The 26,275-nt window shown below is 39.7% G+C and carries 24 protein-coding genes and 2 pseudogenes; 19 read left to right on the top strand and 7 right to left on the bottom strand.

Annotated elements, in window-relative coordinates; all coding sequences use genetic code 11:
• Positions 1-123 precede the first annotated feature (123 nt).
• The 3 genes from ACR65M_RS11010 to ACR65M_RS11000 all read left to right on the top strand — a co-directional run bounded on the left by ACR65M_RS11010 (position 124) and on the right by ACR65M_RS11000 (position 2,722).
• Positions 124-1,560, top strand: a complete 1,437-nt coding sequence (locus tag ACR65M_RS11010; RefSeq protein WP_440273325.1) for a DEAD/DEAH box helicase — start codon at positions 124-126, stop codon at positions 1,558-1,560.
• 231 nt (positions 1,561-1,791) lie between these two features.
• A complete protein-coding gene (locus ACR65M_RS11005; protein WP_440273324.1) occupies positions 1,792-2,133 on the top strand; it encodes a hypothetical protein in 342 nt (113 codons plus the stop codon).
• 139 nt (positions 2,134-2,272) lie between these two features.
• Entirely contained in the window at positions 2,273-2,722 is a 450-nt protein-coding gene (locus ACR65M_RS11000) for a YueI family protein (protein WP_341329906.1), read from the top strand.
• 109 nt (positions 2,723-2,831) lie between these two features.
• Here the strand turns inward: ACR65M_RS11000 and ACR65M_RS10995 are convergent, their stop codons facing one another.
• From ACR65M_RS10995 to ACR65M_RS10980, 4 genes are read right to left on the bottom strand one after another with little or no spacing between them, the layout of a single operon-like run.
• Complete coding sequence (locus ACR65M_RS10995) at positions 2,832-3,434, bottom strand: response regulator transcription factor (RefSeq protein ID WP_341329907.1); 603 nt, start codon at positions 3,432-3,434, stop codon at positions 2,832-2,834.
• Positions 3,431-4,567 carry a sensor histidine kinase gene (locus ACR65M_RS10990; RefSeq protein WP_440273323.1) on the bottom strand — a complete coding sequence of 379 codons (1,137 nt, stop codon included), beginning with the start codon at positions 4,565-4,567 and terminating at the stop codon, positions 3,431-3,433. Before ACR65M_RS10990 ends, ACR65M_RS10995 begins: the two co-directional genes overlap by 4 nt.
• Positions 4,568-4,572: 5 nt before the next feature.
• Positions 4,573-5,313, bottom strand: a complete 741-nt coding sequence (locus tag ACR65M_RS10985) for an ABC transporter permease (RefSeq protein ID WP_440273322.1) — start codon at positions 5,311-5,313, stop codon at positions 4,573-4,575.
• A 1-nt stretch (position 5,314) separates the two neighbouring features.
• A complete protein-coding gene (locus ACR65M_RS10980; RefSeq protein WP_440273321.1) occupies positions 5,315-6,214 on the bottom strand; it encodes an ABC transporter ATP-binding protein in 900 nt (299 codons plus the stop codon).
• A gap of 250 nt (positions 6,215-6,464) precedes the next feature.
• Between ACR65M_RS10980 and ACR65M_RS10975 the strand changes: the two genes are divergently transcribed.
• The 10 genes and pseudogenes from ACR65M_RS10975 to ACR65M_RS10930 all read left to right on the top strand — a co-directional run.
• A complete protein-coding gene (locus ACR65M_RS10975) occupies positions 6,465-7,967 on the top strand; it encodes a nitrate/nitrite transporter (protein WP_440273320.1) in 1,503 nt (500 codons plus the stop codon).
• Between the two features lie 325 nt (positions 7,968-8,292).
• Positions 8,293-8,718: a hemerythrin domain-containing protein gene (locus ACR65M_RS10970; protein WP_121446769.1), complete on the top strand. Its 426-nt coding sequence runs from the start codon at positions 8,293-8,295 to the stop codon at positions 8,716-8,718.
• 39 nt (positions 8,719-8,757) lie between these two features.
• On the top strand, positions 8,758-9,069 hold the full coding sequence (locus tag ACR65M_RS10965) for a hypothetical protein (protein WP_440273319.1): 312 nt from the start codon (positions 8,758-8,760) through the stop codon (positions 9,067-9,069).
• Between the two features lie 96 nt (positions 9,070-9,165).
• On the top strand, positions 9,166-9,450 hold the full coding sequence (locus tag ACR65M_RS10960; RefSeq protein ID WP_121446871.1) for a hypothetical protein: 285 nt from the start codon (positions 9,166-9,168) through the stop codon (positions 9,448-9,450).
• Positions 9,434-13,111: a nitrate reductase subunit alpha gene (locus ACR65M_RS10955; protein ID WP_440273318.1), complete on the top strand. Its 3,678-nt coding sequence runs from the start codon at positions 9,434-9,436 to the stop codon at positions 13,109-13,111. The genes ACR65M_RS10960 and ACR65M_RS10955 overlap by 17 nt, the downstream gene beginning before the upstream one ends.
• Complete coding sequence (narH, locus tag ACR65M_RS10950; RefSeq protein WP_121446766.1) at positions 13,101-14,603, top strand: nitrate reductase subunit beta; 1,503 nt, start codon at positions 13,101-13,103, stop codon at positions 14,601-14,603. Before ACR65M_RS10955 ends, narH begins: the two co-directional genes overlap by 11 nt.
• Complete coding sequence (narJ, locus tag ACR65M_RS10945; RefSeq protein ID WP_440273317.1) at positions 14,600-15,202, top strand: nitrate reductase molybdenum cofactor assembly chaperone; 603 nt, start codon at positions 14,600-14,602, stop codon at positions 15,200-15,202. Before narH ends, narJ begins: the two co-directional genes overlap by 4 nt.
• A gap of 183 nt (positions 15,203-15,385) precedes the next feature.
• On the top strand, positions 15,386-16,087 hold the full coding sequence (gene narI, locus ACR65M_RS10940) for a respiratory nitrate reductase subunit gamma (RefSeq protein ID WP_341329915.1): 702 nt from the start codon (positions 15,386-15,388) through the stop codon (positions 16,085-16,087).
• Positions 16,088-16,779: 692 nt separating this feature from the next.
• Positions 16,780-16,878: pseudogene (locus ACR65M_RS10935) on the top strand (VOC family protein); the annotation flags it as partial.
• A 5-nt stretch (positions 16,879-16,883) separates the two neighbouring features.
• Positions 16,884-17,423 (top strand): annotated as a pseudogene (locus tag ACR65M_RS10930) (flavin reductase family protein); the annotation flags it as partial.
• On the opposite strand, the gene ACR65M_RS10925 reads toward ACR65M_RS10930, so the two are convergent.
• Positions 17,424-18,008, bottom strand: a complete 585-nt coding sequence (locus ACR65M_RS10925; RefSeq protein WP_440273316.1) for a hypothetical protein — start codon at positions 18,006-18,008, stop codon at positions 17,424-17,426.
• 108 nt (positions 18,009-18,116) lie between these two features.
• Positions 18,117-18,983 (bottom strand): VanW family protein, encoded by an 867-nt coding sequence (locus ACR65M_RS10920; protein ID WP_440273334.1) that lies wholly within the window; start codon positions 18,981-18,983, stop codon positions 18,117-18,119.
• A gap of 441 nt (positions 18,984-19,424) precedes the next feature.
• Between ACR65M_RS10920 and qoxA the strand changes: the two genes are divergently transcribed.
• The 5 genes from qoxA to ACR65M_RS10895 all read left to right on the top strand — a co-directional run bounded on the left by qoxA (position 19,425) and on the right by ACR65M_RS10895 (position 23,967).
• Positions 19,425-20,339, top strand: a complete 915-nt coding sequence (gene qoxA, locus ACR65M_RS10915; protein ID WP_440273315.1) for a cytochrome aa3 quinol oxidase subunit II — start codon at positions 19,425-19,427, stop codon at positions 20,337-20,339.
• A 194-nt stretch (positions 20,340-20,533) separates the two neighbouring features.
• Positions 20,534-22,483 carry a cytochrome aa3 quinol oxidase subunit I gene (gene qoxB, locus ACR65M_RS10910; RefSeq protein ID WP_341329919.1) on the top strand — a complete coding sequence of 650 codons (1,950 nt, stop codon included), beginning with the start codon at positions 20,534-20,536 and terminating at the stop codon, positions 22,481-22,483.
• Positions 22,480-23,076 carry a cytochrome aa3 quinol oxidase subunit III gene (qoxC, locus tag ACR65M_RS10905; protein WP_341329920.1) on the top strand — a complete coding sequence of 199 codons (597 nt, stop codon included), beginning with the start codon at positions 22,480-22,482 and terminating at the stop codon, positions 23,074-23,076. Before qoxB ends, qoxC begins: the two co-directional genes overlap by 4 nt.
• 1 nt (position 23,077) lies before the next feature.
• Positions 23,078-23,359 carry a cytochrome aa3 quinol oxidase subunit IV gene (gene qoxD / locus ACR65M_RS10900; RefSeq protein WP_341329921.1) on the top strand — a complete coding sequence of 94 codons (282 nt, stop codon included), beginning with the start codon at positions 23,078-23,080 and terminating at the stop codon, positions 23,357-23,359.
• 92 nt (positions 23,360-23,451) lie between these two features.
• Positions 23,452-23,967, top strand: coding sequence for an RDD family protein (locus ACR65M_RS10895; RefSeq protein WP_341329922.1), 516 nt, complete (start codon positions 23,452-23,454; stop codon positions 23,965-23,967).
• Positions 23,968-24,042: 75 nt separating this feature from the next.
• On the opposite strand, the gene ACR65M_RS10890 is transcribed toward ACR65M_RS10895, so the two are convergent.
• Positions 24,043-24,267: a hypothetical protein gene (locus tag ACR65M_RS10890; RefSeq protein WP_121446754.1), complete on the bottom strand. Its 225-nt coding sequence runs from the start codon at positions 24,265-24,267 to the stop codon at positions 24,043-24,045.
• Positions 24,268-25,480: 1,213 nt separating this feature from the next.
• On the opposite strand from ACR65M_RS10890, the gene ACR65M_RS10885 reads away from it, so the two are divergent.
• Positions 25,481-26,203, top strand: coding sequence for a DsbA family oxidoreductase (locus ACR65M_RS10885; RefSeq protein WP_341329923.1), 723 nt, complete (start codon positions 25,481-25,483; stop codon positions 26,201-26,203).
• Positions 26,204-26,275: the final 72 nt, after the last annotated feature.

Raw genomic sequence — 26,275 nt, 5'->3', positions numbered from 1 at the left:
AGTTGTCAACTGAGAAAAAACTGGGGACTGGGCCAGAGGGACAGGTCCCGCGTCCCACCATTTTTTTCCTGGGGCAATGTACCTGTCCCTTTGTCCCATAATAAATATAGATGAGGTAATGATATGAGTGGTTTTGATAGATTTAATTTAAGTGATGAAATTGTGAAGGCACTTTCGGGTTTGCGTTATCAGGTTCCGACTGAAATTCAAGCGAAGGTGATACCTGTTGCAATGCAGAAAAATGACATTGTTGGAAAATCGCAAACCGGTAGTGGTAAGACTGCTGCATTTGCGATTCCAATTTGTGAAATGGTTGATTGGGTTGAAAATAAGCCACAAGCCTTGATTTTAACGCCAACGAGAGAGCTTGCCGCACAGGTGAAGGAAGATGTTATACATATTGGTCGATTTAAGCGGATCAAAGCAACTGCTATATTTGGAAAGCAATCCTATGAACGACAAAAGTTAGAGCTAAAGCAAAAAACACATGTAGTTGTGGGGACACCAGGAAGGGTACTAGACCATATCCAAAAGGGAACGCTTTTTGTGGATCATATAAAATTTCTAGTAATTGACGAAGCTGACGAGTTGTTGAATATGGGCTTTATTGAACAAGTGGAGTCGATTATCCAAGCACTTCCGACTGAGCGGGTTACGATGTTATTTTCAGCGACATTACCTGAAGATGTTGAAGCTCTTTCGGCCAAGTATATGAAAAAGACAAAATTTATTGAGGTTAACAATCCAAATGTTGCAAAAGGAAAGATTGAACATTATTTAATGAGGATTAATGAAGATGAGAAGCTTTCACTTTTAAAGGACATTACGATTGTTGAAAATCCAGACAGCTGCATTATTTTTTGCGGAACACAGCAGGGTGTGGACGATTTGTATCGAAAACTGACAAGAGCCAATTATTCTTGTGGGAAAATTCACGGTGGTATGGTTCAAGAAGAGCGTTTCAAGGTGATGGATGATTTTAAGAAGGGTAAGTTTCGGTACTTAGTAGCGACAGATGTTGCGGCAAGAGGGATAGATGTTGAGGATATTTCGCTTGTGATCAGTTACGATGTGCCCCAGGATAAAGAACGGTATGTTCATCGAATTGGAAGAACGGGTCGCGCAGGCAAAGTCGGAAAAGCGATTACTCTCGTAACACCCCAAGAAGAAAATCTAGTAAAAGAAATTGAAGAATACATCGGTGAGGTACTTCGTAACATCGAATCTCCAAGTAAGGAAGAAGTTGCTCGTGCAAAAGCAGCCTTTGTAGAAAAAATGAACACCAAGCCACGACTTAAACAAGATAAGGCAAAGCAAGTTAATAAAGATATAATAAAGCTTTATTTTAATGGCGGAAAGAAAAAGAAGCTTCGGGTGGTCGATTTTGTCGGTACGATTGCTAAAATCCCCGGAGTGTCTGCAGATGATATTGGAATCATCACTATCCAGGAAAATGCAACCTATGTGGATATTTTAAACGGGAAAGGCCAGCGTGTTCTAACAGCAATGAAGCAAACAACCATCAAAGGAAAACAACTAAAAGTACATATTGCAAAATAGAGATATCTGTTTCGATCTACTTGGGTCAGAGGGACAGGTCATTTGTCCCACCATTTTTTTCCTGGGACACTGTACCTGTCCCTGTGACCCGCCAAGCTCTACGTCAAGGCCACCCGTTACCCACATCTATGAATCAGGGAAAAGGAATTATGCGGAAGTTGAGAGAATAGATTAATATATAATCTTTAACATTGTGGGGAGAGATAGTCGAACCATTAGAAGGGAGTTCCTATGGATTTTGTTGAGATTGCAATATTAGTCTTAATCTGGGGAATATTTGGGTTCAATGTTATCAAAGTATATAATAAAGCAAAAAAAGAGAAACGGCATCGATTTTTAGATATTAAAAATTTCGAGTTCTGGGAAGAAAGCTTGCGTATCATAGGGATACTCCTATTTATTTCAGGACTAATTGCAGATATTGCCTTAGTAAAACATATCGGTGCCTATTTATTAGCAAGCGGTTGGTTTTTATCAGGTATCTTATTATTGGGGGAAAATAAGAAAAGAGGCGTCCTCATAATGATGGTGGCGGTCCTTTTTGGGATAATCTATTATCTAATATGGTTTTAAGTAATGGGGCATCGGTGGATGCTCCATTTTACATTGGATATTCTGAAGAACATAGACGTGCTGAACAGAATACTCATAAAAGGAGCAAGATATTGTTATAATTGGAAATAATAATGGCGAGCGAAAAGGGGAGGACGGTATGGTGAAGCAGAATGTAGATGACTATCTTCAGCAGGGGATACATGGGGCAAAGGAAATAAAACCAGAAGAACGGAAACAATTTCTTGGAACCATTAGGGAACGTGTATTATTAGCCTTAACCCAATCACAAGTTAGGGAAAATAAGGTAATCCAAGAAATCCAGGATGCATGTAAAAAAAACACCGGGGTACATATGTACTTAAATGGTCATATGAATTATCGTTTTTTATCCAAATATGTGAAGCTAGCGAGTACAAACAACATGGAGTACACACTTGTCACGAACAAGGATTACAATTCGGACCTCGGGCTAGTACTTGCATTCGATCATGCCATCGATAAAGAGGATATTTATATAACTGAAAAAAGAAAACCCATACTACCACAAGAGAATAAATCCGAAAAAAAAGGACTCCTCTCACTTTTTAAAAAGACGTTTAAAAAGTAGGGAAGAGTCCCTTTTTTGTAGCTTGCGACTATGGACGCAGGGACAGGTCCCGCGTCCCACCATTATTTTCCTGGGACAGGGGACCTGTCCCTCTGACCCAAACTAAGATTTAGATCCATCTTTTTTCTTTTGCAACGGTGCAGGCTTCGGTGCGGTTTTTTACGCCAAGTTTATTAATGATTTCGGACATATAATTCCGGACAGTTCCAGCTGATAAAAATAATTGTGATGAAATTTCTTTTGATGTTTTTCCCTCTGAGGCTAATCGAAGTACGTCTTGTTCACGTTCAGTTAATGGATTGTCATCTTTGATGCTACCAAAAATTAGTTCAGGAGCAAATTCACGTTTTCCTTTCATAACGCTGCGAATGGATTCCGCAAGCTCATCAACGGATCCGTCTTTTAGCATATACCCGTGTACGCCAATTTTTACTGCTTGCTCAAAATAACCTGGACGGGCAAAAGTAGTTAATATCATGATTTTACATGTGGAAAAATGTTTTTTTGCTTCCTGGGCTACTTCGAGTCCGCTCATATAAGGCATTTCAATATCCATTAAACAAACATCGGGCTTTAGGGATAGAATCAGCTTCAATGCTTCTTTTCCATTGGATGCTTCCCCAACAATTTCAATATCATCCTCAAAATCTAGTAAAGATCCTAAAGCCCCTCTAAGCATGCCCTGATCCTCGGCAATCATTACTCTAATCAAGAACCAACACCAGCCTTTTTCTCCCTTGCAATTATTGGAACAGTAATCATTAATTTTGTTCCATTATGCGAAATAGCTTCTCCGAAACCGTCGATTAATTGTAAACGCTCCTTTATTCCTGTTAAACCATTACCGTCAGCAGCCTTTTCATCTATTCCTTTACCATTATCAGAGATGGAAAGTTCGATTTCGCCCGGTTTTTTCAATAAATGAACGGTACAGTTATTTGCTTCACTATGTTTGACGACGTTGGTAATACCTTCTTTCAGACACAAACTCAGGATATTTTGAGTAAGCAATGGAACATCTTCTAGTTTTGAATCTCCATCAAATTCAAAAGAAATCCCTGCAGCTTTTAAGATGTTCTCAGTTTCAATTAGTTCTTCTGCAATGGTGACCGCCCTCATATCAGATACTAATTCTCTTACTTGTGTCAAAGCAGTGCGAGAGGTTCTTTCAATCTCTTTTGTCTCAAGCTTAGCTTTTTCAATATCCTTACTTATCAATTTGTGAACGAGCTGACTTTTTAGAGTGATCATTGATAGAGTATGTCCTAACGTATCATGAAGGTCTCTTGCAATCCTTAACCGTTCTTCTCGTTTCACTAATTCCTCAATTTGTTCATTAGCTTCCTCAAGTTTTTTTTCGAGCTCCATACGGCTATTCATCGAGCGAATACCGAATGGTGAAACAATCATAATGATAATAAAAATTCCATAGAAGTACATCGACTCTAAAATCAACGAATCCCAATGAATCAGAAGTGGAATGATAATTGAAAGTGTAAAGAACCCTAATGCACGAAAGAAGTAAACTTTTTTTTGATACCAGCCAATAAAATGAGCCGGAAAAAACCCTAAGAATAAATTATAAAGATTATAAGAGATTGCAAGGATCATAACCAAAATAATTTGAATAACTAACCAATATGCGTAGGTTTTTTTATTGGAAGTGTTATATAGTTGTCGATAGGTTACGAGAAACAATAGTAGCAGTCCAATCCCTGCAACTTGTTTCCAACCGCGCTCCAATGAAACATAGTAGGCAGGCATGACAAGATAAATTAAAAAGATATAGGGAAAGAATCCGTACCTAGCAGGAAAGATCCGAAACTTTTTTATGTTTTGCAGCATTCAGCTTACACCGCCACTTCTTGTTTTCTCCTTGTATAACCTGATATTACCATGAACAGAAGGAGATACCCAACCAAAAGTGTAAAATTAATCCATTCCGGTTGACCACCACGGACAATTTCCCAAGCACCACTGCCAAAGTGATAGGAAGGGAGCCATTTTCCGATTGATTGAACGAAATTAGGCATGATCTCCATTGGCATCCACATTCCACCACATAGAGCTAGAACCATATAAATCATATTCGAGACGCCAGAGGCTGTATCTACCCTTTTCATCGTTCCGACGAGTGTCCCTATAGCAAGAAAAGGCAACGAGCCAAATAGTAACCACATTCCGCACATTAACCACTCAAAAAGGGTGAGTGAGATACCGTTAATCATTGCCCCTGAAGTAAAGATAATAAGAATCGAAAAAATATGAATGACCGTTTGACCGACCATCTTTGCAGCGAAATAGGCTTGGTCAGATAATGGAGTAATTCTCATAAACATCGACCAGCCTTGTTTTCTTTCTTCAACGAGCCGGATGCCTAGTGTCATAATAGCGGATCCCATCACACTAAACGCAGCCATTGACATTAAATAATGAGCTTGCCATAACTGCTGATCGTCCATTCCTGAATTAAAAATTCTTGTAAAAACGACGTAAAAAACGATGGGCATGAACAATGACCAAAATACATAGTAGGGATTACGGAAAATTCTCAAAACCTCAAACTTACATTGCATCAAAAAACCGTTCATTTTAGATTACCTCCCTTTTTTCTACTAGCTGTTCAAACGCATCCTCGAGACGTCCGCGTTCAATTTCGATATTTTCAACGGAAAGTTTCTGAGAAAAAATAGAGGCTAGGACTCCATCTGTATGATCCGTTAATAAAAATATCCGACCATTCTTTTCATACACATCTGTTACATGGGGAAGATTTATTAATTCCTCAAAGTTTATTGCAGAAATTGGCGTAAAAGAAACAGACTGTTTTAATAACCTAGCCTTTATACTTTTGGGGGTTCCGTCCCCGATTATTTTTCCTTCATGAAAGAGAATGACTCTTTCGGCAATATCATCGGCCTCCTGTAAATAATGGGTTGTAAATAGAATCGTTTTACCACGTTCTTTCAAATCAATCACTGTATTCCAAAAAAGTTTTCTTGAGGTTACATCCATTCCTACAGTGGGTTCATCAAAAAATAACACATCAGGGTTTCCTGCCATAGCAAGCGCAAAGCCAAGTCGTCGTTTTTGACCGCCTGAAAGTTTATTGGCACGTTTTTGTAACTCATCCTTTGTAAATCCAGTAAAAGCAACTAGTTCCTCATATGATAAAGGGTGTGGATAATAACTTCTAAAAAGCTGGATAACTTCCCGTACCTTTAGTGCATCAATCACACTTACCTCTTGCAGCAATGCTCCGATTTTCTCCCGTACGGCTTGTTTCTTTGGATGACTCCCAAATAATTGAACACTCCCATCACTTGGCTCCAATAGCCCAAGCATCATCATTATGGTTGTTGTTTTCCCAGCCCCATTTGGCCCTAGAATAGCAACAACCTCACCCTTTTGAATTGAAAAGGAAACCTGATTAACAGCCATCTTGTTTTTAAACAACTTACTAACTTGGTTTACTCCAATAATAGATTCCATAAAAACACCTCCACCATCATTGTAAAACCAAAGGACCACCAAAATTAGTGGATAATGTCATCAACCTACATGACAATTGTCATCTGGGACACAGGGACAGGTTCCTTGACCCACCATTTTTTTCCTGGGACAGTGGACCTGTCCCCTTGACCCACCTCTGACTCACGAGAAAAAAGTATGTTTGATTTTCTTGAAATTCCGTAAACTAGGGAAAATACATATAGATTGTTTGGAGGAGGAGTACGAAAGTATGAAGACGCAAAAGTTGCAGTTGCCACTTCAAACCTCAAGTTTGGTTGTAGGTTTTATGGTGTGGGTGATTCTTTCTTCCTTGATGTCGAGCATTAAGCAGGATATACCTTTAACCGATAACCAGACCGCTATGGTTACGGCCGTTCCTGTCATCTTGGGTTCACTGTTGCGAATACTATTAGGATATTGGACAAATAAATTTGGGGCCAGATGGTTGTTTTTCCTTGGATTTGTTATCCTGATCCTTCCTATTTTTTATATCAGTATTGCTGATTCCATGTTTGATTTGATTCTAGGAGGACTTCTTCTCGGTATTGGGGGAGCCCTGTTTTCGATTGGGGTTACTTCCTTACCGAAGTACTATCCGAAGGAACGTCATGGATTTGTCAACGGGATTTATGGTGCAGGTAATATTGGTACTGCAATCACTTCATTTGCAGCACCAGCGCTTGCAATTAGCATTGGGTGGCAAAGTACGGTTCGCTTGTTTTTAATACCTGTCATTTTATTTGCACTTTTAAACTTTTTGCTTGGTGACCGTAATGAACCTAAAGTAAATAAACCATTAAGTGAACAGATAAAAAGCGTTTATAAAAATGAAAAGCTTTGGTTCATCAGCTTATTTTATTTTGTAACCTTTGGCTCTTTTGTTGCGTTTACAGTGTACTTGCCGAACTTTTTAGTCACTCATTTTGGATTAAGCTCGGTCGACGCAGGATTACGAACAGCTGGGTTTATTACACTCGCTACCCTTTTAAGACCAGTTGGGGGTTGGCTTGGGGACAAGTTTAATCCGTATCTCATTTTGTTTATTGTTTTTAATGTGATCACGTTCGCAGGCGTGCTCTTGGCGTTTACACCGGATATTGTTTTATACACTATAGGCTGTTTACTCATCTCTATATTTGCGGGAATTGGGAACGGAACAATCTTCAAGCTCGTCCCATATTACTTTTCGAAGCAAGCTGGGATTGTAAACGGAATTGTGTCGGCAATGGGGGGATTAGGTGGTTTCTTCCCACCAATTGTTCTCTCAATTGTGTTTGGTATGACGGGACACTATGCGATCGGGTTTATGTCACTCGCGATGTTTGCACTATTAAGCTCTGTATTCGTTGTGTGGATGTTCTATACGGAAAGAATTCAACTTGAGGCAAAGCTTATCGAGAATGTTGCTCAAGGAATGATGGTTACGAATCCGAAAGGCATTATTCAAAAAGTTAACCATGCATTCACAACGGTTACCGGATTCGAACCGAACGAAGCAATCGGAAAATCCCCAAGTATTCTCCGTTCAGGAAAGCATGATGCTGCGTTTTATGAACAAATGTGGGATTCAATTCGCTCGAAGGGATTCTGGCAGGGAGAGATTTGGAATCGACGAAAAAACAAAGAGCTTTATCGAGAATGGCTAACCATTAGTGAAGTGAAAAATGAAGCCGGCGAGGTTAAATATTATGTTGGTCTCTTTAACGACTTGACTGAAAAACAGGAGACATGATAAAGGGCTGGGGTTCAAACCTCGGCTCTTTTTATGATGGTGGAACCACTTTATAACGCAAATATTAATAATAAAACGCAATTACAAAAAATAACACGCAAATCCACGAAATAAAGCGCAATTATCCAAAATAAAACGCATATCTACGATTTACGAAATTAACCCCAATTCGAAAACACCCCTTTTTCAACTCCAACTAACTCGCAACCCAAATTTATGACATTTTTCGCAAAATGTAAGCTCGTAAGTTTAACGGGAATTAAGATGGAAAGGATTATGAAGGAAGAAAAAATAATCTTTTGTAAATGATGAAAGGATGATAGTTATGTCAACAGGACCAAGTTTACGAAAAACAGATTCTCATTCAGCGATACACGAGGCGGCACTTCATGAAGCGAAGGAGCTTAGAAATCTATTTAGAAAGTGTGTTGAACAAGGAGATAAGGAAAAAGCATTACAAGTGGCGGAGATTGCAATTGACCATTGGGAATCAAGAACACTCAAGCATGCGGATTCCGAAGAAGAAGGATTGTACAAAGAAATAATTGAACAAAACCCGAAACTTGAAAAACTAGTGAATCAATTAACCCGTGACCATGATTTAATGCGCCGCATAGTTGCAACGATGAAGAAAAGCCTTGAGACACAAGAAGCGGATTACCGGATGATTCCACTACTAGATAGCCTAATTATCATCGATGAAATCCATAATGATGATGAAATGAATAAACTGCTAGCATCTAACGAATAATAAAATGAAAAATTAGGAAATAGAGGAAAGGGGATGTAAATGGGTAAAAAAGATGTAATTGAGGAAAAGATGCTGCGTTTTGCGGCTCCCAACTTATATAAGAAGATGGTTGAAACATTTTTAGCATATAACATTCATTCTTATGACATCTACGCCACGGTTGTGAAGCAGGAAAAAGGGTTTGAGCTCACTTTGCGATTCTCTGAATCATTTTCACAAGCTGTCACAGGCTTCGTAAGTTTTGAACAGGCAGAGAATCCGGATGAAGAGGTTATGAGCTTCTTTAAGGAAACTGCAGAGAAATGCAAGAATCAGTTGATTTCCGACTATTACAAGATGATTAAACTATAGAGCTATTAGTATAAAAATTCTACTGACTCTAATACTTTCAAGGAACAAAGAGTGATAGGTTCTATTAAAAAAGAAGGGGTTGATTGATTGTTTTCAATGGAGAATGACGTATTGTTAATTGATGATCGGGAAGATTTGATTGCTGTTCTAAGAATGAGATTTGGTGACATCCCTGGAAAAATAATTGAAGAAATCTATCAAATCCAGGATATTAGTACACTTCAGCGACTTATTCTCGCCGCAGCAAATGCATCAAGCTGGAAAGTCTTCCTCGAAGAATTCCAAGCGGGAACGCAAAGCTTCAGGTTAGTGGGTGAAGATTTTAACCCATTGGCAAATATTCTAAAGGGAAGGGATGGAGACTTTGGCAAAACAGAATAGTCTCTTCCACTCGCTAAAGCATTTAGTGCGTGGAGAGCGTATTAACGATGGTTGGACAGAAGAAAATCCACGCCCGCGTGACTGGGAATCAATTTATCGCAATCGCTGGGCCCATGATAAGATTGTCCGTTCCACACATGGGGTGAACTGTACAGGTTCATGTAGCTGGAAGATCCATGTGAAGGATGGAATCATTGCCTATGAAACTCAGCAAACAGACTATCCATCTACTGGTGATGATTTCCCAGATTACGAGCCCCGCGGATGCCCACGTGGTGCAAGCTTTTCATGGTATACATACAGCCCTACTCGAGTGAAATATCCATATATACGTGGTGACCTTCTCGCTCTTTGGAAGGATGAGCTTAATAAAGCGGATAACCCTGTACAAGCTTGGGAAAATATCGTCACCAATCCTGAAAAACGTCAATCATACGTATCCGCCCGCGGTAGAGGTGGTTTCGTAAGAGGAAATTGGAAAGATATATGCCAAATGATTGCAGCATCGACCATTTATACGATTAAAAAATATGGTCCCGACCGGGTAGTAGGTTTCAGCCCGATTCCAGCGATGTCGATGGTGAGTTATTCTGGTGGAACAAGATTCTTATCGCTAATCGGTGGAACCATTCTTAGTTTCTATGATTGGTATGCAGATTTGCCGCCAGCATCTCCACAGGTTTGGGGCGATCAAACTGACGTGCCAGAAAGCGGTGACTGGTACAATACAAAATATTTCATTATCTGGGGTACGAATATTCCGCAAACAAGAACCCCTGACGCACACTTTATGGTGGAAGCACGCTATAACGGAACGAAAGTAGTTGGAGTAAGTCCAGACTATGCGGAGTATGATAAATTCGCTGATATCTGGTTGCCTGCCAAAGCAGGGACAGATGGAGCACTTGCAATGGCTATGACTCATGTCATTTTAAAAGAATTTTATGTCGATAAAGAAACACCTTATTTCCGTGATTATGCGAAGCAATACACAGATTTACCGTTTCTGATTACCCTTACTAAAAAAGGAGAGAACTACCGTTCAGACCGGTTCCTGCGTGCATCTGATTTTTCCAATGAACACGAGCTTGGTGAATGGAAGACAGTCGTTTGGGACGAGAACTCTAATCAAATCGCCGTGCCAAATGGAAGTCAAGGATTCAGATGGGATAGTAGCTCGAAATGGAATCTTGATATGACAACAGAAGACGGCACAAGCATCAATCCGAAGCTTAGCTTTATTAAGATTTGCGACGAAGTAGCGATGGTAGAGTTCCCTTATTTTGCAGAACAAGAGGGCGGAAAAATTGAGCGTGGTGTTCCAATCAAACGTATGAAGGACCAATCCGGTAATGAGTTGATTGTAACAACTGTTTATGACTTGATGCTCGCACATACTGGTATAAACCGCGGGTTAAAGGGAGACTATCCGACTGACTATAATGATGCGGCAAGACCCTACACACCTGCATGGCAAGAAAGCATTACAGGTGTGAAAAAGGAACACGTCATCCAAGTTGCGCGTGAATTTGCTGAAAATGCGGCATTAACACAAGGTAAGTCGATGATAGCAATGGGTGGAGGTACAAATCACTGGTTTCATAGTGATCAAATCTATCGCTCCATATTAAATCTAGTTTTACTTACAGGCTCACAAGGTGTGAATGGTGGAGGCTGGGCTCACTATGTTGGACAGGAAAAGGTGCGTCCGTTAGAGGGCTTCTCTCAAATTGCATTTGCCAATGACTGGGTAAAAGCGCCGCGTTTTATGAACGGAACATCTTTTTTCTATTTTGCAACGGAGCAGTTCCGCTATGAATATGACTTTGATGAAAGAGAAACGGACTGGGGTAGCCAGTATTCAAATATGCATCCGGCTGATTTTAATGCGCTGTCTGCACGCCTAGGGTGGTTACCAAGCTTCCCATCCTTGTCACAAAACACGCTCGATGTCATGAAGGATGCTCGTGCAAAACATAGTGATGACAAAGCTGTAACGGAGTATATTGCGAAACAGTTGGTCGATGGAAACCTAGAGTTTGCCATGGAAAATCCGAACGATCCACGAAATTTTCCAAGAGTCTTCTTTAATTGGCGCTCCAATTTATTAGGGGACAGCGGAAAAGGCCATGAGTATTTTGTAAAGCACTTGATTGGTTCAAAGGATACGGTGTTATCGGATCCAGAACAGTCGTGGCAACCTAAGGATGTTAAGCTTTCAGAAAAACCGCCGGAAGGAAAAACAGATCTTTTCGTTAGTATGGATTTTCGGATGACAAGTTCAGGATTGTTCTCTGACATCATTCTGCCTGCTGCAACATGGTATGAAAAGCAGGATATCAGTACCACGGATTTACATCCATTTGTACATCCATTTAACGCGGCGATTAGTCCACCTTGGGATACAAGAAGTGACTGGGATGCCTTCCGCGAAATTGCAAAAGCTTTTTCTGAGCTTGCAAAAGAACATCTGCCGGCCCAAGAGGATCTCGTCATTTCACCACTCGCTCATGACACAATCAATGAAATTGCTCAGCCATTTGGAAAAGTGAAGGATTGGCGCAAGGGTGAAGTAGAAGGAATTCCGGGAAAAACAATGCCGAACTTTAATTATGTGCAGCGTGATTATCCAAATGTGTATGACATGTGGATAACAGTCGGACCGAATATTAAAAATGGTTATGGAACGAAAGGTGTAAAAATTCCTGGGGATAAAGTGTACCAATCCTTATTAAATCGCCTAGGACCGTCCAAACATGAAGGAGTTGGAAAAGGCTACCCGTCCTTATACACAGATGTACAAGCAATTAATGCAATTCTTCTCATGTCAGGAGCAACGAATGGGAAGCGTGCTGTTGAAGGCTGGAAATCAATGGAGCAAAAGACTGGGAAAAAGCTTGAACATATTGCTAAAGAGCGTGAGGAAGAGGACTTTACATTAGATGCCCTAACGATTCAGCCTAGACAAACCCTTTCAACACCGGTTTGGAGTGGACTTGAAAGTGATGGTCGTCGTTACTCACCTTTTACAGTAAACAAAGAGTACCACATTCCCTGGCACACACTTACTGGCCGACAAAGCTTTTATTTAGACCATGAAGTAATGCTCGACTACGGTGAAGGACTTCCGTTATATATTCCTCCAATTAACAAAGGTCCTTTTATAAAAGGGGAAAAAGAGGTTGAGAATACCCGAAAGTCGATAACGCTTCGCTATATGACACCTCACCAAAAATGGGGTATCCACACGATGTTCACAGATACCCGAAACATGATCCAGCTATTTAGAGGCTGGCAGGTTGTCTGGTTGAATGAAGAGGATGCTGCTGAAATTGGCATTAAAGATAATGACTGGATTGAATTATACAATCGTAACGGTGCTGTCGTGGCAAGGGCGGTGTTAACGTACAGAATGCCTCGCGGTGCTGTCTATATGCACCATGCCCAAGATCGGGTTATGGGTGTACCTGGTAATACAATCAATAAAAATCGTGGTGGAACACATAACAGCGTGACAAGAATTTATCCAAAGGCAACACATATGATTGGTGGTTATTCACAGCTCAGCTATGGATTCAATTATTATGGACCAACTGGTAGCCAAAGAGATACGTTGACAATTGTTCGCCCATTAAAGGAGGTCGACTGGCTTGAGAATTAAAGCACAAGTGGCAATGGTCATGCACTTAGATAAGTGTATTGGCTGTCATACTTGTTCTGTCACATGTAAAAATGTATGGACGAATCGACCGGGTATGGAGTACGTCTGGTTTAACAACGTTGAAACACGTCCAGGACCAGGGTACCCGAAAGAATGGGAAAATACGGATCGCTATAAAGGTGGTTGGACATTACGAAATGGAAAACTACACCTACGAGCCGGTGGTCCAATTTCCAAACTTGCAAACATTTTTTACAATCCAAATATGGCAGAGCTTGATGATTTTTATGAGCCATGGACATACGATTTTGAACATCTGCATAATGCAAAAAAAGGGGAAAACATCCCTGTAGCACGACCAAAATCAATGATCACCGGAAAATACATTGATAAGCCTGAATGGGGGCCGAACTGGGATGATGACCTTGCCGGAGGTAGTGAGGTCGTCCCGATGGATCCTAACGTGCAAAAGCTTCAAGAGCATATTGCTATGGAATATGAAAAAACATTCATGATGTATTTGCCGCGGATTTGTGAGCACTGTTTGAATCCATCCTGTGTTGCGTCCTGTCCGTCAGGTGCGCTGTATAAAAGGGATGAAGATGGAATTGTTCTTGTTGACCAAGATGCTTGCCGAGGCTGGCGTTTCTGTATGAATGGTTGCCCTTATCATAAGGTGTACTATAACTGGAACACACATAAAGCGGAGAAGTGTAATTTCTGTTACCCACGAACAGAAGCTGGTCTTCCAACAATTTGTTCAGAAACATGTGTTGGTCGTATCCGTTATATTGGGGTTGTTTTATATGATGCTGACCGTGTAAAGGAAGCTGCATCCGTTGAGGACCCGAAAGACTTATATGAATCACAGCTCTCTGTCTTTTTAGACCCATTTGATCCAGAAGTAATTGAAAAAGCAAAAGAGCAAGGTATTAATGCAAGCTGGATCAAGAGTGCACAGGAGTCACCAGTTTATAAAATGGCAATGAAGTGGAAAATTGCATTACCGTTGCACCCTGAATATCGCACAATGCCGATGGTGTGGTATGTTCCGCCACTTAGTCCAATCATGAACCACATCACAAATGAGAATGGCTTAAGTGCAGATGGATATATTCCAGCAGTTGATGATATGAGAATTCCGATGGAGTATTTAGCGTCGATTTTATCAGCTGACGATACGAATGTCATTCGCCGAGTGTTACTTAAAATGGCAGCCATGCGTGTTCATATGCGTGCCAAAACAGTTGGGGGAATTGATGAAGTGAAGAAATCGAAGCTCTTAAAAGAAGCAAATACAACTGTTGAGGAGCTTGAAGAAATGCAACGCCTATTGGGTGTAGCAAAATACAATGAACGCTTCGTTATTCCGACAGGTCGTCGTGAAATGGATGAAGACCTCCATTACAAACAAGGCGCATGTAGTATTGAGGATTTAGCACCACCTGAAGGAATGGTGACTTATCCATTTGAAAGAAGTGGAAATCAATGACCAATGAAGCAAGAGCAATATTAATGATCATGTCACGAATTCTCGAATATCCGGACAAAACCCTTCACGAAGGGTTTCCGGAAATTGAGGAATATGTGAAAGCAGAAGTTGGCTCAGTAAAAATGAGAAATGAAATCTTAGCAAGGATTGCACCACTTTTTAAGATGCCATTATTAGAATTACAGGAGCTCTATGTAGAAACCTTCGATTATAAGGATAAAACAGGTCTTTATTTAACAGCCCATGAATTAGGTGATAGTAGAAAACGTGGAGCAGCATTAATTAAGCTCCAAAAGTTAATTGTCGAAGGTGGGTTTGAATATCACGGGCAGGAGATTGTGGATTATATTCCAATGTTATTTGAGCTATTAGCTCATGCTCCAGATGGCGAGAATTTTGAACGATTATATCGCCGCTTAGCTTTTGCGGTTGATCGAATCCACAAAAACCTATTCGATTCAAATCCATACCACCGGATTGTGGACTTGTTAATGATGTTTGTCTTTGAAGCACCAGAAGCAGAAGAGATCACATTGCTGGAAAATCAGCGTGAGGAAGCAGATTTAGAAGAGCTTCCATATCCAATGCTTTATCAATAAATGTTCATAACTTGTGGATGATGTGGATAAGTATGATGCTTTTCTGTGGATAACGTGGATATTGTGGAAAAATAAAAATGTGAAACGCTCATCACTATCCACAAAAGGATCCACAGGTTGTGGAAAACAAATGTTCTTATGTGGATAAGTATATACCACAATTTGTTGAAAGGGGGTCATTAGATGGAATTACACTTCTGGTGGACGGCCTATCCTTATATATGCATTGCGATCCTTGTAGTTGGGACATTTTATCGCTTCGTGTTTCGAGGGAAAAGCTGGACAGCGCCATCAACGGAAATTTTTGAGAAAAAGTGGTTACGTTATGCTTCCGTTATATTCCACTACGGGATTATCTTTGCCTTTATCGGTCATGTGATGGGGATGTTGATTCCCCTGGAATTCTACAACGCGATTGGAGTGGATGACCACACGTACCACCTATTTGCAATAGTAGGCGGTGGGTTTGCAGGACTGATGGTTGTCCTCGGATTGCTCTTATTTTTAATTCGAAAGTTTGTCATTGAACGAGTCCAAGTTCATACTTCAGCGGGTAGTTATTTCACAATCATTCTATTGTTACTAATAGCCGGTTTGGGTACATATATGACAATCGTCTACAATACAACAGTAGCAGCTTATGAATACCGAATTTCAATCGGGCCATGGTTTCGAAGTTTATTCACATTAAATCCACAGCCTGAATTAATGCTTGGAGTTCCGACATTATTTAAAGTGCACGTAATTTTGTCTTTTCTATTATTTGCATCTATTCCATTTACAAAGCTTGTGCATATGTTTAGCTTCCCGTTGCGTTATCCAACAAGAGCACCGCAGCAATATCGCGCACGTAATGGATTTTCGAAAAATACACGTCAGAATTAAGGGGGAGGGCTATCCTCCTCTTTTTTGTTTTGGAATCCATACATGGAGACAAATCAGGAGTTTTATTAATAAACAGAGTCGGAAAGAGTTGGTGATTGAGACACACTCTTTAATTATTGAGCAGTATGAGTCAGAAAGCGGTCTTGAATCTGACAGAGAATTTATTGTTTGGTTGGGGGGTGTCGGAAAGAGCTGGCGATTGAGACACACTTTTTAATTATTGAGCAGTATGAGTCAGAAATTGGCCTTGAATCTGACAGAGGATCTATTGTTTGGTTGAGTGGTGTCGCAAAGAGCTGGTGATTGAGACACACTCTTTAATTATTGAGCAGTATGAGTCAGAAAGTGGTCTTGATTCTGACAGAGAATCTATTGTTTAGTTGGAGGGTGTCGGAAAGAGCTGGTGATTGAGACACACTCTTTAATTATTGAGCAGTATGAGTCAGAAAGTGGCCTTGATTCTGACAGAGAATCTATTGTTTCGGTTGTGTGGTGTCGGAAAGAGCCGCTGATTGAGACACACTCTCAAATTACTTAGTAGCTTGAGTCAGAATTAGACTTTGACAAAGTCTTTTATTTTTTAAAAGATTACCCTGAATTCGGAATAAATAAGTTAAAGATAATTACATCGAATATTCTATCATATATAGTTGGAAAATAAATGAGATAGATAGTAAAGGAGATATATTACTATGAAAACAGCGGGCATTCATCATATTACTGCGTTTGTTGGACTTTCCCAAGAGAATGTTGACTTTTATGCCGGTGTTTTAGGCCTTCGCCTTGTAAAACTTCGAGGCCAATCGCATTTGTGACGTCAATCTCAAGTGAAGGTACGCTAAATGGTGCACCTTTCAGTTATTTTAATATAGTATCTTCAAATCCGCCCCTTATTTCAATATCGGTCCAAAGAAAAAATGGGGTAATGAAAGACACAGCTAGAAACATTATAGAAGGAAAAGAATTTGTCGTTCATATTGTGGATGAAAGCAATGTCGAACAAATCAATAAGACGGCAGCAAGTCTTCCTCCAAATGAAAGTGAAATTGAACTTGCTGGACTGACTCCAGTAGAAAGTAAGAATATAAAAGTACTGGGAATCTGGGAATCTAAAATTCGCTTTGAATGTATTTTAGAGCACTCCATTGAATTAGGTGGTCAAGAGGAAAACTCCGGTTGTGATTTGCTAATCGGAAAAGTGGTCTAGTTTCATGTCAATAAGGAACTGTATAGTAATGGAAGGATCAATCAAGAAAAATTAGGGGCGGTAAGCCGATTGGCAGGAAATTATTACGCGAAAATAGGAGAGGTTTTTGAAATTGAGAGACCAAAGTAGTCATGATTGGTCTCTCTTTTTCTTTTTCCTTTGATATTGACTTTGGCTTTGGTTCTGATTTTGACTTTGACTTTGGTTTTTGTTTTGAATTTGATTATAGTTCATGTTTTGACGTTGACTATGGTTCATGTTTTGTCTTTGATTTTGGTTCATGTTTTGGCTTTGACTAAGATTTATGTTTTGACTTTGACTATAGTTCATATTTAGGCTTTGATTTAGGTTCAAGTTTTGACTTTGGTCCTGGTTCTGGTTTTGGTTATTTTTTATGATTTCTTCAAGCTGTTTCACTTTTTCCTGAAGACTATCAATATCTTCCTGCATCTTTTGCTTATCTTGATCTGACTGGTAATCGTCTACTTGAGATTTAAAGTCATCAGAAACATCGGCATTTAGCTGAATGATTGCACCAATAGTTGCTAAAGCGTCACCGGTAGCAGATAAAACACCGCCAATTATTCCTAAGATGGTTCCACTATTGTTAGGTGGTTTATATTCAAAAGTTCCCGGAGTAGAGTTCCCGCTTTTTACACTTTTTTTGGGGTCAGTTGCAGCGGTGATAACAATAGCCCTTTTATCCTTTTCCATGAACTCCCCCCATAACTATTTCAGATATTATAGGGTCACAATTAGCCCATTTCTAATATATTCACCCAGACTTATAAAGGTGTAGAATTAGTTTTTAATAATCAAACTCTATCCTGTTTTTGTTTTAGGTACAATCTTACGAGGAGTAAAATTGATATCCTCTGATGAATAGACGGTTACGATAAGAGTTCCTCCATGTACCTTTGCACGAATTAATATTGGTTGATTGTATGTATTCTTAAAAAGAAAGTCAGGCCCATACCAACTCACCGTTGCATCGCGCCCAGGTGGTACATAGCCAACACGTTTGGTGTGAGAATAGCGTTTTACAATTTCAACACCTGCACGATCAACAGCATTAAAGAGTGTGGAGGAAGTCTGGCATATTCCACCCCCGATTCCTTCAATTAGTTCTCCCCGAATGATTTCAGGTGCAGGCTGATACCCTCTAGCAGCAGTTCGTTTTCCAACAACTTTATTAAAAGAGAAGGTTTCATTTTGAAAAAGAACATAGCTATCGATGGCTGCTGCTGATAGAGCGATATTTGTGGAGCGCTCCTTATTGGAAGAGTTAAAGTGCGTTACATACTGCCCAATCTGTTTTACTCGAATCGTTGATAATAGCTCGCTATCTACACGGGGATAAATACGCTGTATCGGTACTTCAAGGTATTCTCCTTTTCCGAAGAACGAAGAGTAAAACAATCTTGAAAATTTGTCTTTATCTAATTTTATACCCACATGTTCTTTGATAATTTCATTTGACTTGCCAATTTTTGCATCCTTTGGCTCCTCATATACCTGTTCTTCTAAATAGGTAAGAAAGTCTGTGAATTTTTTTATGTTTAAGGTGGGTATGCCGAGCAGTGGTGTAGAGTATTCAGAACGATTAATAGTTGCGATTGGTTCTCCTTTATATGTTATGTAAAGATTATCCTGAGGATGGAACTGCTGTACAGAAAGGAAAAACAACATTGCCAACAATATTTTCAGTGTCCCCACCACCTTTTCGAAACTCTTTTTTTATAGTATGGATGGTTACTTCGAATTCCATTAAAAATAGGAGAAGTTTTTTCGTTTTAAAATTTGTAACAAATTGTTCAAATTCAAAAAAAAGCCTGTGATTTGCGTCACAACAAGGTTTAAGGCATTTATGTTAAGATAATTATTTTTTACAAATACTTCCTTCCCTTTTCTGTAACAACTTTTTGATATCTCGCATGTTATCATCATTTACACAGTGATAAGCTTTATAAAATAATTTCGCGAAATAAAATTTAGCTTCATTTTTTTCAAGATATTACGAAAAAAACAAGTAGCTAAAAAATTTTTGACAACTTTGTGAAGTTGTACACATATTCGTCACAAGCCACATAGTTGTGAATGAAGAGCATCCATTCGGAAAGGAGTACAATAATGAAAATCAAATGGTTTTTCTTATCGATGGTTATTACTATTGCCACAGTGCTTGCAGGTTGTGAACCCGTAATGGTTCTTGATCCTAAAGGCCCACAAGCCGAGAGGCAAGCCCATGATATCTTACTCTCAATTGGAATCATGGCATTCGTAATTATTGTCGTTTTTGTATTGTTAGTTTATATGCTTGTAAAATATCGAGCTTCTAAAATGCCAGAGGATTACGAGCCACCACATATTGAAGGGAATCCGTGGGTTGAAGCGATTTGTATTGGTATTCCAATCTTAATTGTGGGTTATCTATCAGTTGTTTCGGTTCAAAGTAACTACATTGTCGAGTCAGCTCCTCAAGGCTATGAAGAGCAAGAGCCATTGGTTATTTATGCATCATCTTCCGATTGGAAATGGCACTTTAGCTACCCTGAAGAGGATATTGAAACAGTCAATTATCTATACATCCCAACTGATCGTCCACTTGAATTCAGACTTTATTCATATGGTCCAATCACAAGTTTTTGGATTCCACAACTTGGTGGGCAAAAGTATGCCATGGCCGACATGATCACAACTTTGCATCTTGCAGCCGATGAGCAGGGTGAATTAATGGGACGAAATGCAAACTTTAGTGGTAAAGGATTTGCGGAAAATAGGTTTAGTGTAAATGCCGTATCTCCAAAGGATTTTGAAGAATGGGTAGATGAGGTTAAAGAAACTGCACAACCTCTCACTGAAGAAAAGTTTGAAGAGATACTAGAACCAGGTCATCTCGGACAAATGACGTTCACCGGAACTCATTTAGGGTTCGCACCACCGCCAGAGCATAACCATGGATCAGATGATACTGAAAAAGGTCATGAGGACCATGAGGATGAGCATTCAGAGCACGAAGGTCATACAGAACATAACAATCATTAATAACAGAAATAATTTGAACGCCGAATTTATACTTCAGATAGGAGTTTAAAAAGGAGGATGAAGAGGACCACGTCGACAAAAACGCCACGGCCTCATGTCTTGTCGGCACTAGCACGTCCTGTGCGTCGAAATTTCAAGTGTCCTATTCACCAGACTTTTTAAACATCATCTTCATTTGAAAGGAGTAACAACGGATGGAATTCTTCGAACGTTTTGCCATACCACATCCAAGTCCCGCCATCTATGCAGCGATGGTTGCAATTGGACTTACGGTAATTGGAATTATCGCCGGATTAACCTATTTTAAAAAATGGGGTTACCTATGGCGTGAATGGTTAACAACCGTTGACCACAAACGAATTGGTATTATGTATTTAATCTCCGCATTAATCATGCTGTTCCGCGGTGGGGTAGACGCGGTTATGATGCGTGCACAGCTAGCTTCACCTGAGGCGAAGTTATTAGATGCGCAGCACTATAATGAAATTTTTACAACACATGGTGTAGTCATGATCATGTTCATGGCGATGCCGTTTATCATTGGATTCATGAACTATGTTGTTCCACTTCAGATTGGTGCGCGCGACGTAGCATTTCCACGCTTAAATGCGATCAGCTTCTGGCTCTTTTTTATGGGGGCAATGCTATTTAATATCTCCTTTGTAATTGGGGGATCACCTGATGCAGGTTGGACATCATACTTCCCACTTGCTGGTAACGAGTTCAGTAAATCAGTTGGAACAAACTATTATATGCTCTCGTTACAAATTTCGGGTCTTGGTACATTGATGACTGGTATCAATATGATTACCACCATTCTAAAAATGAGAGCACCTGGTATGACATTAATGAGAATGCCAATGTTCACATGGTCTACATTAATAGCTAACTTAATTATCGTAACGGTTTTCCCTGTATTAACAGTTGCATTAGCAATGGGTACAATGGACCGTCTATTTGGAACACATTTCTTTGCAAGTACAAACGGTGGAATGGATATGCTTTGGGCAAACCTATTCTGGGTATGGGGACACCCTGAAGTGTATATTTTAATCCTACCTGCGTTTGGTATTTACAGTGAGATCATTTCAACCTTCTCAGGAAGAAACCTATATGGTTACAAATCAATGGTTGGTTCAATGGTCATTATCTCAGTTCTTTCATGTCTAGTTTGGGCGCACCATTTCTTTACAATGGGGCAAGGAGCAGCATCAAACAGCTTCTTCTCAATCACAACAATGGCGATTGCGGTTCCAACTGGTGTGAAAATCTTTAACTGGCTGTTTACCTTATGGAGAGGTAAAATCCGTATGACAGTACCGATGCTTTACTCAATTGGGTTTATTCCACTTTTCACAATCGGTGGGGTAACTGGGGTAATGCTCGCGATGTCAGCAGCTGACTATCAGTACCACAATACAATGTTCCTAGTGGCACATTTCCATAACACAATTATTCCTGGTGTAGTATTCGCAATGCTTGCTGCACTCACATACTATTGGCCAAAAATGTTTGGCTTTATGTTAAATGAACGAATCGGAAAATGGGCATTCTGGTCTTTATCAATTGGATTTGTTTTAGCGTTCTTCCCAATGTATATTACTGGATTAGACGGTCAAGCTCGTCGTATGTACACATACTCTGAGTCAACTGGATTTGGTCCATTGAACATGCTGTCATTCATTGGTGCTGGAATCATGGCGATTGCCTTCATTTTAATTGTGTATAACATTTATTACAGTATCCGTTATTCACCAAGAGATATTGGAAGCGACCCATGGGATGCACGTACTTTAGAGTGGGCAACACACACACCTGTTCCTGAGTATAACTTCGCATTTACACCAAGTGTGAACTCCAGTGAGCCATTCTGGGATGATAAGAAGAAGAAGCACAAGCTCTTCCCAGGTAAAATTGAAAAGATTCACATGCCGAACAATAGTGGTGTTCCATTTATCATGAGTAGTATCTTCTTTGTATGGGGCTTCTCGTTCGTATTTGCGATGTGGCCATTGTTGATTATTTCAACAATTGGTATCTTTATTTGTATGGCATACCGTTCATTTGAACAGGATCATGGACGATATATTACTGTTGAAGAAGTAAAGGAAACAGAAGAAAAATTAGGAGGTGCTAAGTTATGAAACTAGATCACTCGCAACCTCTTGAATATAGTACGCACGAAAACGAGTTAAATATTTTTGGTTTCTGGATTTTCCTTGGTGCCGAAATTATGCTTTTCGCAACCTTGTTTACATCTTATTTTACATTAGAGAACCGCGTCGGCAGTGGTCCATCAGGTGCAGAGATTTTTGAAATCTCACCTGTGCTAATTGAAACATTTCTACTATTAACAAGTAGTTTTACAATAGGTCTTGCAGTTCATGCGATGCGCCTTGGCAGACAAAAGGAAATGATTGGATTCTTCGTAGTAACATTGCTTTTAGGTTTAACCTTCCTAGGTGTTGAAATCTATGAGTTTGTTCACTATGTCCATGTCGGAGCTGGACTACAAACAAGTGCATTTACAGCGATGTTATTAACAACATTAGGAACACATGGACTTCATGTTACATTTGGTTTATTTTGGGGAACGATGATTATCCTCCAAATAAGAAAAAGAGGCTTAACTGCACAAACTGCTGGTAAATCGTTTATCTTTTCATTGTATTGGCACTTCCTAGATGTAGTCTGGATCTTCATCTTCAGCTTCATCTATTTGAAAGGAATGATGTAATATGAGAGAACTATTTCCAGCAAAACAAGTCATGGGCTTCGTATTTTCATTAGTTCTTACGCTTATTGCTCTTTCGGTGTACTTCTTAGATTTATCCTTTACGGCAGGACTAACAATTCTGATTGTAACGGCATTTGTGCAAGCATTGCTGCAACTAATTGTATTCATGCATGCTGGTGAATCAAAGGATAAATGGGCAATCTACGGAAATGTATACTTCATGATTTTTATAGCGTTAATTACAATACTTGGTACATTATTCCTGCTTATTTGGGATATGTAATGAAAGTAAGAGTGTCTTTATAGGCACTCTTTTTTTTATGGAGAATAGTAAGGTTAAGGGTTTAATATAGATTATGAGAGGAGGGGGGACCGTTGTATGCTTCGTTTCGATTGAGGTTCAAAGCTTTCATGATTGATTATATATTAATTTTGTCATATTTAGGTTTCCTGTTTATTGCGTCAGTATTTTTGTTTCCGAGTTTGCAAGAATTATTCAAGGGCTCATTAGTAGTCGCGCAGTTCTCAGGATTTATAATGGTGACTTTGCCAGTTTCTCTTTATTTCATAATTAGCGATTCAAAAAATGTCGGACAGTCATTTGGAAAACGTAAATCAGGAATAAAAGTGGTCAAGAAAAGTGGCGAAGCCGTGCCTTTGCTGCAAATGGCTTTTCGGACAATCTTAAAGTTATTACCTTGGGAGTTTTCACATTTTCTTGTATATCGTTTAATTGATATGGGCGATGGGGAGTTTCCTTTCACTTACACAGTGATTGGTGGGCTCATCTACGCGCTTATGTTTTCTTATATTTTGACATGTATTTTTACAAAAAGGAAACAATCTATATATGATCTACTAGCGAAGACGTATGTGTTAAAGGTGCAGTAATACTGCATCTTTTTTTGCAAAATAAAAAGCTTAGCCGAATGAGTGGCTAAGCCTATACATAATTAATTGATTTATTTATTTAATCTTGTTTGCGCCTTGTGCCTTAAGTAACATTTCTTCAGACGCGATCAAAAATAACCCCATTAAAAAGACAAAAATAGCTCCCATGACCGTTCCGATTCCGATTGGTGTTAGCACACTAGAACCGCTTCCGAAGAATCCAAGACAAAAAATAATGATACCGGCAATAAGCACTGTTCCCCCAAAATACTTAACAGCCTCAAGCATAGTAGATTTCATTTTTCCTCATCCTCCTACTATATATTATTAATCTTGTTCACAAAATTGTCAAATATAATTCACTAAATGTTCAAAAGTTATATTTTGGGCGAGGAGTGCCGAAGAAACATTAAATGAAGTTGGCTCGAGTTCAGACATGATTATGGTATTCGTAGCTGTCATGTCCGAGGTTAGTTTGGTTTCAGACATAATCATGCTATTTTGGAGCTGTCCTGTCTGAAGTTAGCACATCTTCAGACACGCACTTGCTATTTCTTAGCTGTCATGTCCGAAATTAGTTTGAGTTCAGACACAATCCTGCTATTTTGTAGCTCTCCAGTCTGAAGTTAGCTGGAGTTCAGACACAATCATGCAATTTCGTGGCTGTCGTGTCCGAAGTTAGCGCAGCTTCAGACACAATCCTGCTATTTTGGGGCTGTCGTGTCCGAAGTTAGCGCAGCTTCAGACACAATCTTACTATTTCGAGGCAGTCCAGTCCGAAGTTAGCTCAACTTCAGACACAATCAAGCTGTTTTGGAGCTGTCGTGTCCGAAGTTAGTTTGAGTTCAGACACAATCAAGCAATTTCGAGGCAGTTCTGTCCGAAGTTAGCTCAGCTTCAGACACAATCAATCTATTTTGGAGCTGTCCAGTCCGAAGTTAGCTTGACTTCAGACACAATCATGCAATTTCGTGGCTGTCGTGTCCGAAGTTAGCTCATCTTCAGACACAATCCTGCTATTTTGTAGCTGTCCAGTCTGAAGTTAGTTTAACTTCAGACACAATCAATCTATTTTAGAGCTGTCCAGTCCGAAGTTAGCTTAGCTTCAGACACAATCAAGCTACTTCGAGGCAGTCCAGTCCGAAGTTAGCTTGACTTCAGACCCAATCATGCAATTTCGTGGCTGTCGTGTCCGAAGTTAGCTCAACTTCAGACACAATCAAGCTATTTTGGAGCTGTCGTGTCCGAAGTTAGTTTGGCTTCAGACACAATCCTGCTATTTCGAGGCAGTCCAGTCCGAAGTTAGTTTGAGTTTAGACACAATCAAGCATCCTCGTCGTCCCCTTGTCCGAAGATTGCCCGATTTAAGACACAATTCTGCATTTTTGTCTCATGCTTGTCCAAAGTTAAACTGATAGTAAAAACGACGCAATTTATACTCAGGTCGCGCTAGGAGCATTTACAAACTAATTATGTTACCATGGTGAAAACTAACTAAATGAGGTGTGAAAAAATGAAAATTGAGGTTTGGTCAGATTATGTATGTCCATTCTGTTATATAGGAAAGCGACGCTTGGAACAGGCTCTTGAGCAATTTCCACATCGTGATCAAGTCGAAGTGGAATTCAAAAGCTTTGAGCTAGATCCGAATGCAAAGCCATATTCAGGTCAAAGTATTCATGAATTACTTGCTTCAAAATATGGTATGCCAGTGGCTCAGGCCAAGCAAATGAACGAAAATTTAGGTCAGCAAGCTGCGGAACTCGGTCTAAACTATAATTTTGATGAAATGAAAAACACAAATACCTTTGATGCCCACCGTCTTACAAAGTTTGCAGCGACCGTCGGCAAAGAAAAGGAACTCACTGAGCTTCTTCTTCACTCGTATTTCATTGAAGGAAAACTAATCAGTGACCACGAAGTATTAGCGGGTCTTGCAGAATCTGTAGGGTTGGAGCGACAGGCCGCGTTAGAAGTGTTAAAAGATGAGAAGAAATATGCGAATGATGTCCGAATTGATGAGGCGACTGCTCAACAAATCGGTGTTACCGGCGTTCCGTTTTTTGTAATCAATCAAAAATATTCTATTTCTGGTGCACAGCCAACTTCCACTTTTCTTGGTGCACTCCAACAGGTTTGGAAAGAAGAACATCCAGCACCAAAACTTCAAGACCTTTCAGGTGGCCAAGGTGCAGTTTGCACAGATGAAAGCTGTGAGATTCCTACAGATAAATAATAACCATGTGCAAAGCCCTTGTGGTTTTGCACATTTTCTTTTACCTGAAAAGGGAATTCAAAGTATCATTCC

It is taken from the genome of Ferdinandcohnia sp. SAFN-114, assembly GCF_059415045.1.
Note: the sequence above shows the minus strand (reverse complement) of the source record. Positions and strands in the feature narration are given on the sequence as shown.

What these genes read in the sequence shown, in the direction of transcription:
- ACR65M_RS10975 (WP_440273320.1), top strand. Translation starts at nt 6,465, where the DNA reads ATGAAGACGCAAAAGTTGCAGTTGCCACTTCAAACCTCAAGTTTGGTT.
- ACR65M_RS10980 (WP_440273321.1), bottom strand. Translation starts at nt 6,214, where the DNA reads ATGGAATCTATTATTGGAGTAAACCAAGTTAGTAAGTTGTTTAAAAAC.
- ACR65M_RS10890 (WP_121446754.1), bottom strand. Translation starts at nt 24,267, where the DNA reads ATGAAATCTACTATGCTTGAGGCTGTTAAGTATTTTGGGGGAACAGTG.
- ACR65M_RS11010 (WP_440273325.1), top strand. Translation starts at nt 124, where the DNA reads ATGAGTGGTTTTGATAGATTTAATTTAAGTGATGAAATTGTGAAGGCA.
- ACR65M_RS10925 (WP_440273316.1), bottom strand. Translation starts at nt 18,008, where the DNA reads ATGGAAAAGGATAAAAGGGCTATTGTTATCACCGCTGCAACTGACCCC.
- ACR65M_RS11005 (WP_440273324.1), top strand. Translation starts at nt 1,792, where the DNA reads ATGGATTTTGTTGAGATTGCAATATTAGTCTTAATCTGGGGAATATTT.
- qoxC (WP_341329920.1), top strand. Translation starts at nt 22,480, where the DNA reads ATGAAACTAGATCACTCGCAACCTCTTGAATATAGTACGCACGAAAAC.
- ACR65M_RS10970 (WP_121446769.1), top strand. Translation starts at nt 8,293, where the DNA reads ATGTCAACAGGACCAAGTTTACGAAAAACAGATTCTCATTCAGCGATA.
- ACR65M_RS10920 (WP_440273334.1), bottom strand. Translation starts at nt 18,983, where the DNA reads ATGTTGTTTTTCCTTTCTGTACAGCAGTTCCATCCTCAGGATAATCTT.
- narI (WP_341329915.1), top strand. Translation starts at nt 15,386, where the DNA reads ATGGAATTACACTTCTGGTGGACGGCCTATCCTTATATATGCATTGCG.
- ACR65M_RS10990 (WP_440273323.1), bottom strand. Translation starts at nt 4,567, where the DNA reads ATGCTGCAAAACATAAAAAAGTTTCGGATCTTTCCTGCTAGGTACGGA.
- narJ (WP_440273317.1), top strand. Translation starts at nt 14,600, where the DNA reads ATGACCAATGAAGCAAGAGCAATATTAATGATCATGTCACGAATTCTC.
- qoxA (WP_440273315.1), top strand. Translation starts at nt 19,425, where the DNA reads ATGAAAATCAAATGGTTTTTCTTATCGATGGTTATTACTATTGCCACA.
- ACR65M_RS10960 (WP_121446871.1), top strand. Translation starts at nt 9,166, where the DNA reads ATGGAGAATGACGTATTGTTAATTGATGATCGGGAAGATTTGATTGCT.
- ACR65M_RS10985 (WP_440273322.1), bottom strand. Translation starts at nt 5,313, where the DNA reads ATGAACGGTTTTTTGATGCAATGTAAGTTTGAGGTTTTGAGAATTTTC.
- ACR65M_RS11000 (WP_341329906.1), top strand. Translation starts at nt 2,273, where the DNA reads ATGGTGAAGCAGAATGTAGATGACTATCTTCAGCAGGGGATACATGGG.
- qoxB (WP_341329919.1), top strand. Translation starts at nt 20,534, where the DNA reads ATGGAATTCTTCGAACGTTTTGCCATACCACATCCAAGTCCCGCCATC.
- qoxD (WP_341329921.1), top strand. Translation starts at nt 23,078, where the DNA reads ATGAGAGAACTATTTCCAGCAAAACAAGTCATGGGCTTCGTATTTTCA.
- ACR65M_RS10885 (WP_341329923.1), top strand. Translation starts at nt 25,481, where the DNA reads ATGAAAATTGAGGTTTGGTCAGATTATGTATGTCCATTCTGTTATATA.
- ACR65M_RS10965 (WP_440273319.1), top strand. Translation starts at nt 8,758, where the DNA reads ATGGGTAAAAAAGATGTAATTGAGGAAAAGATGCTGCGTTTTGCGGCT.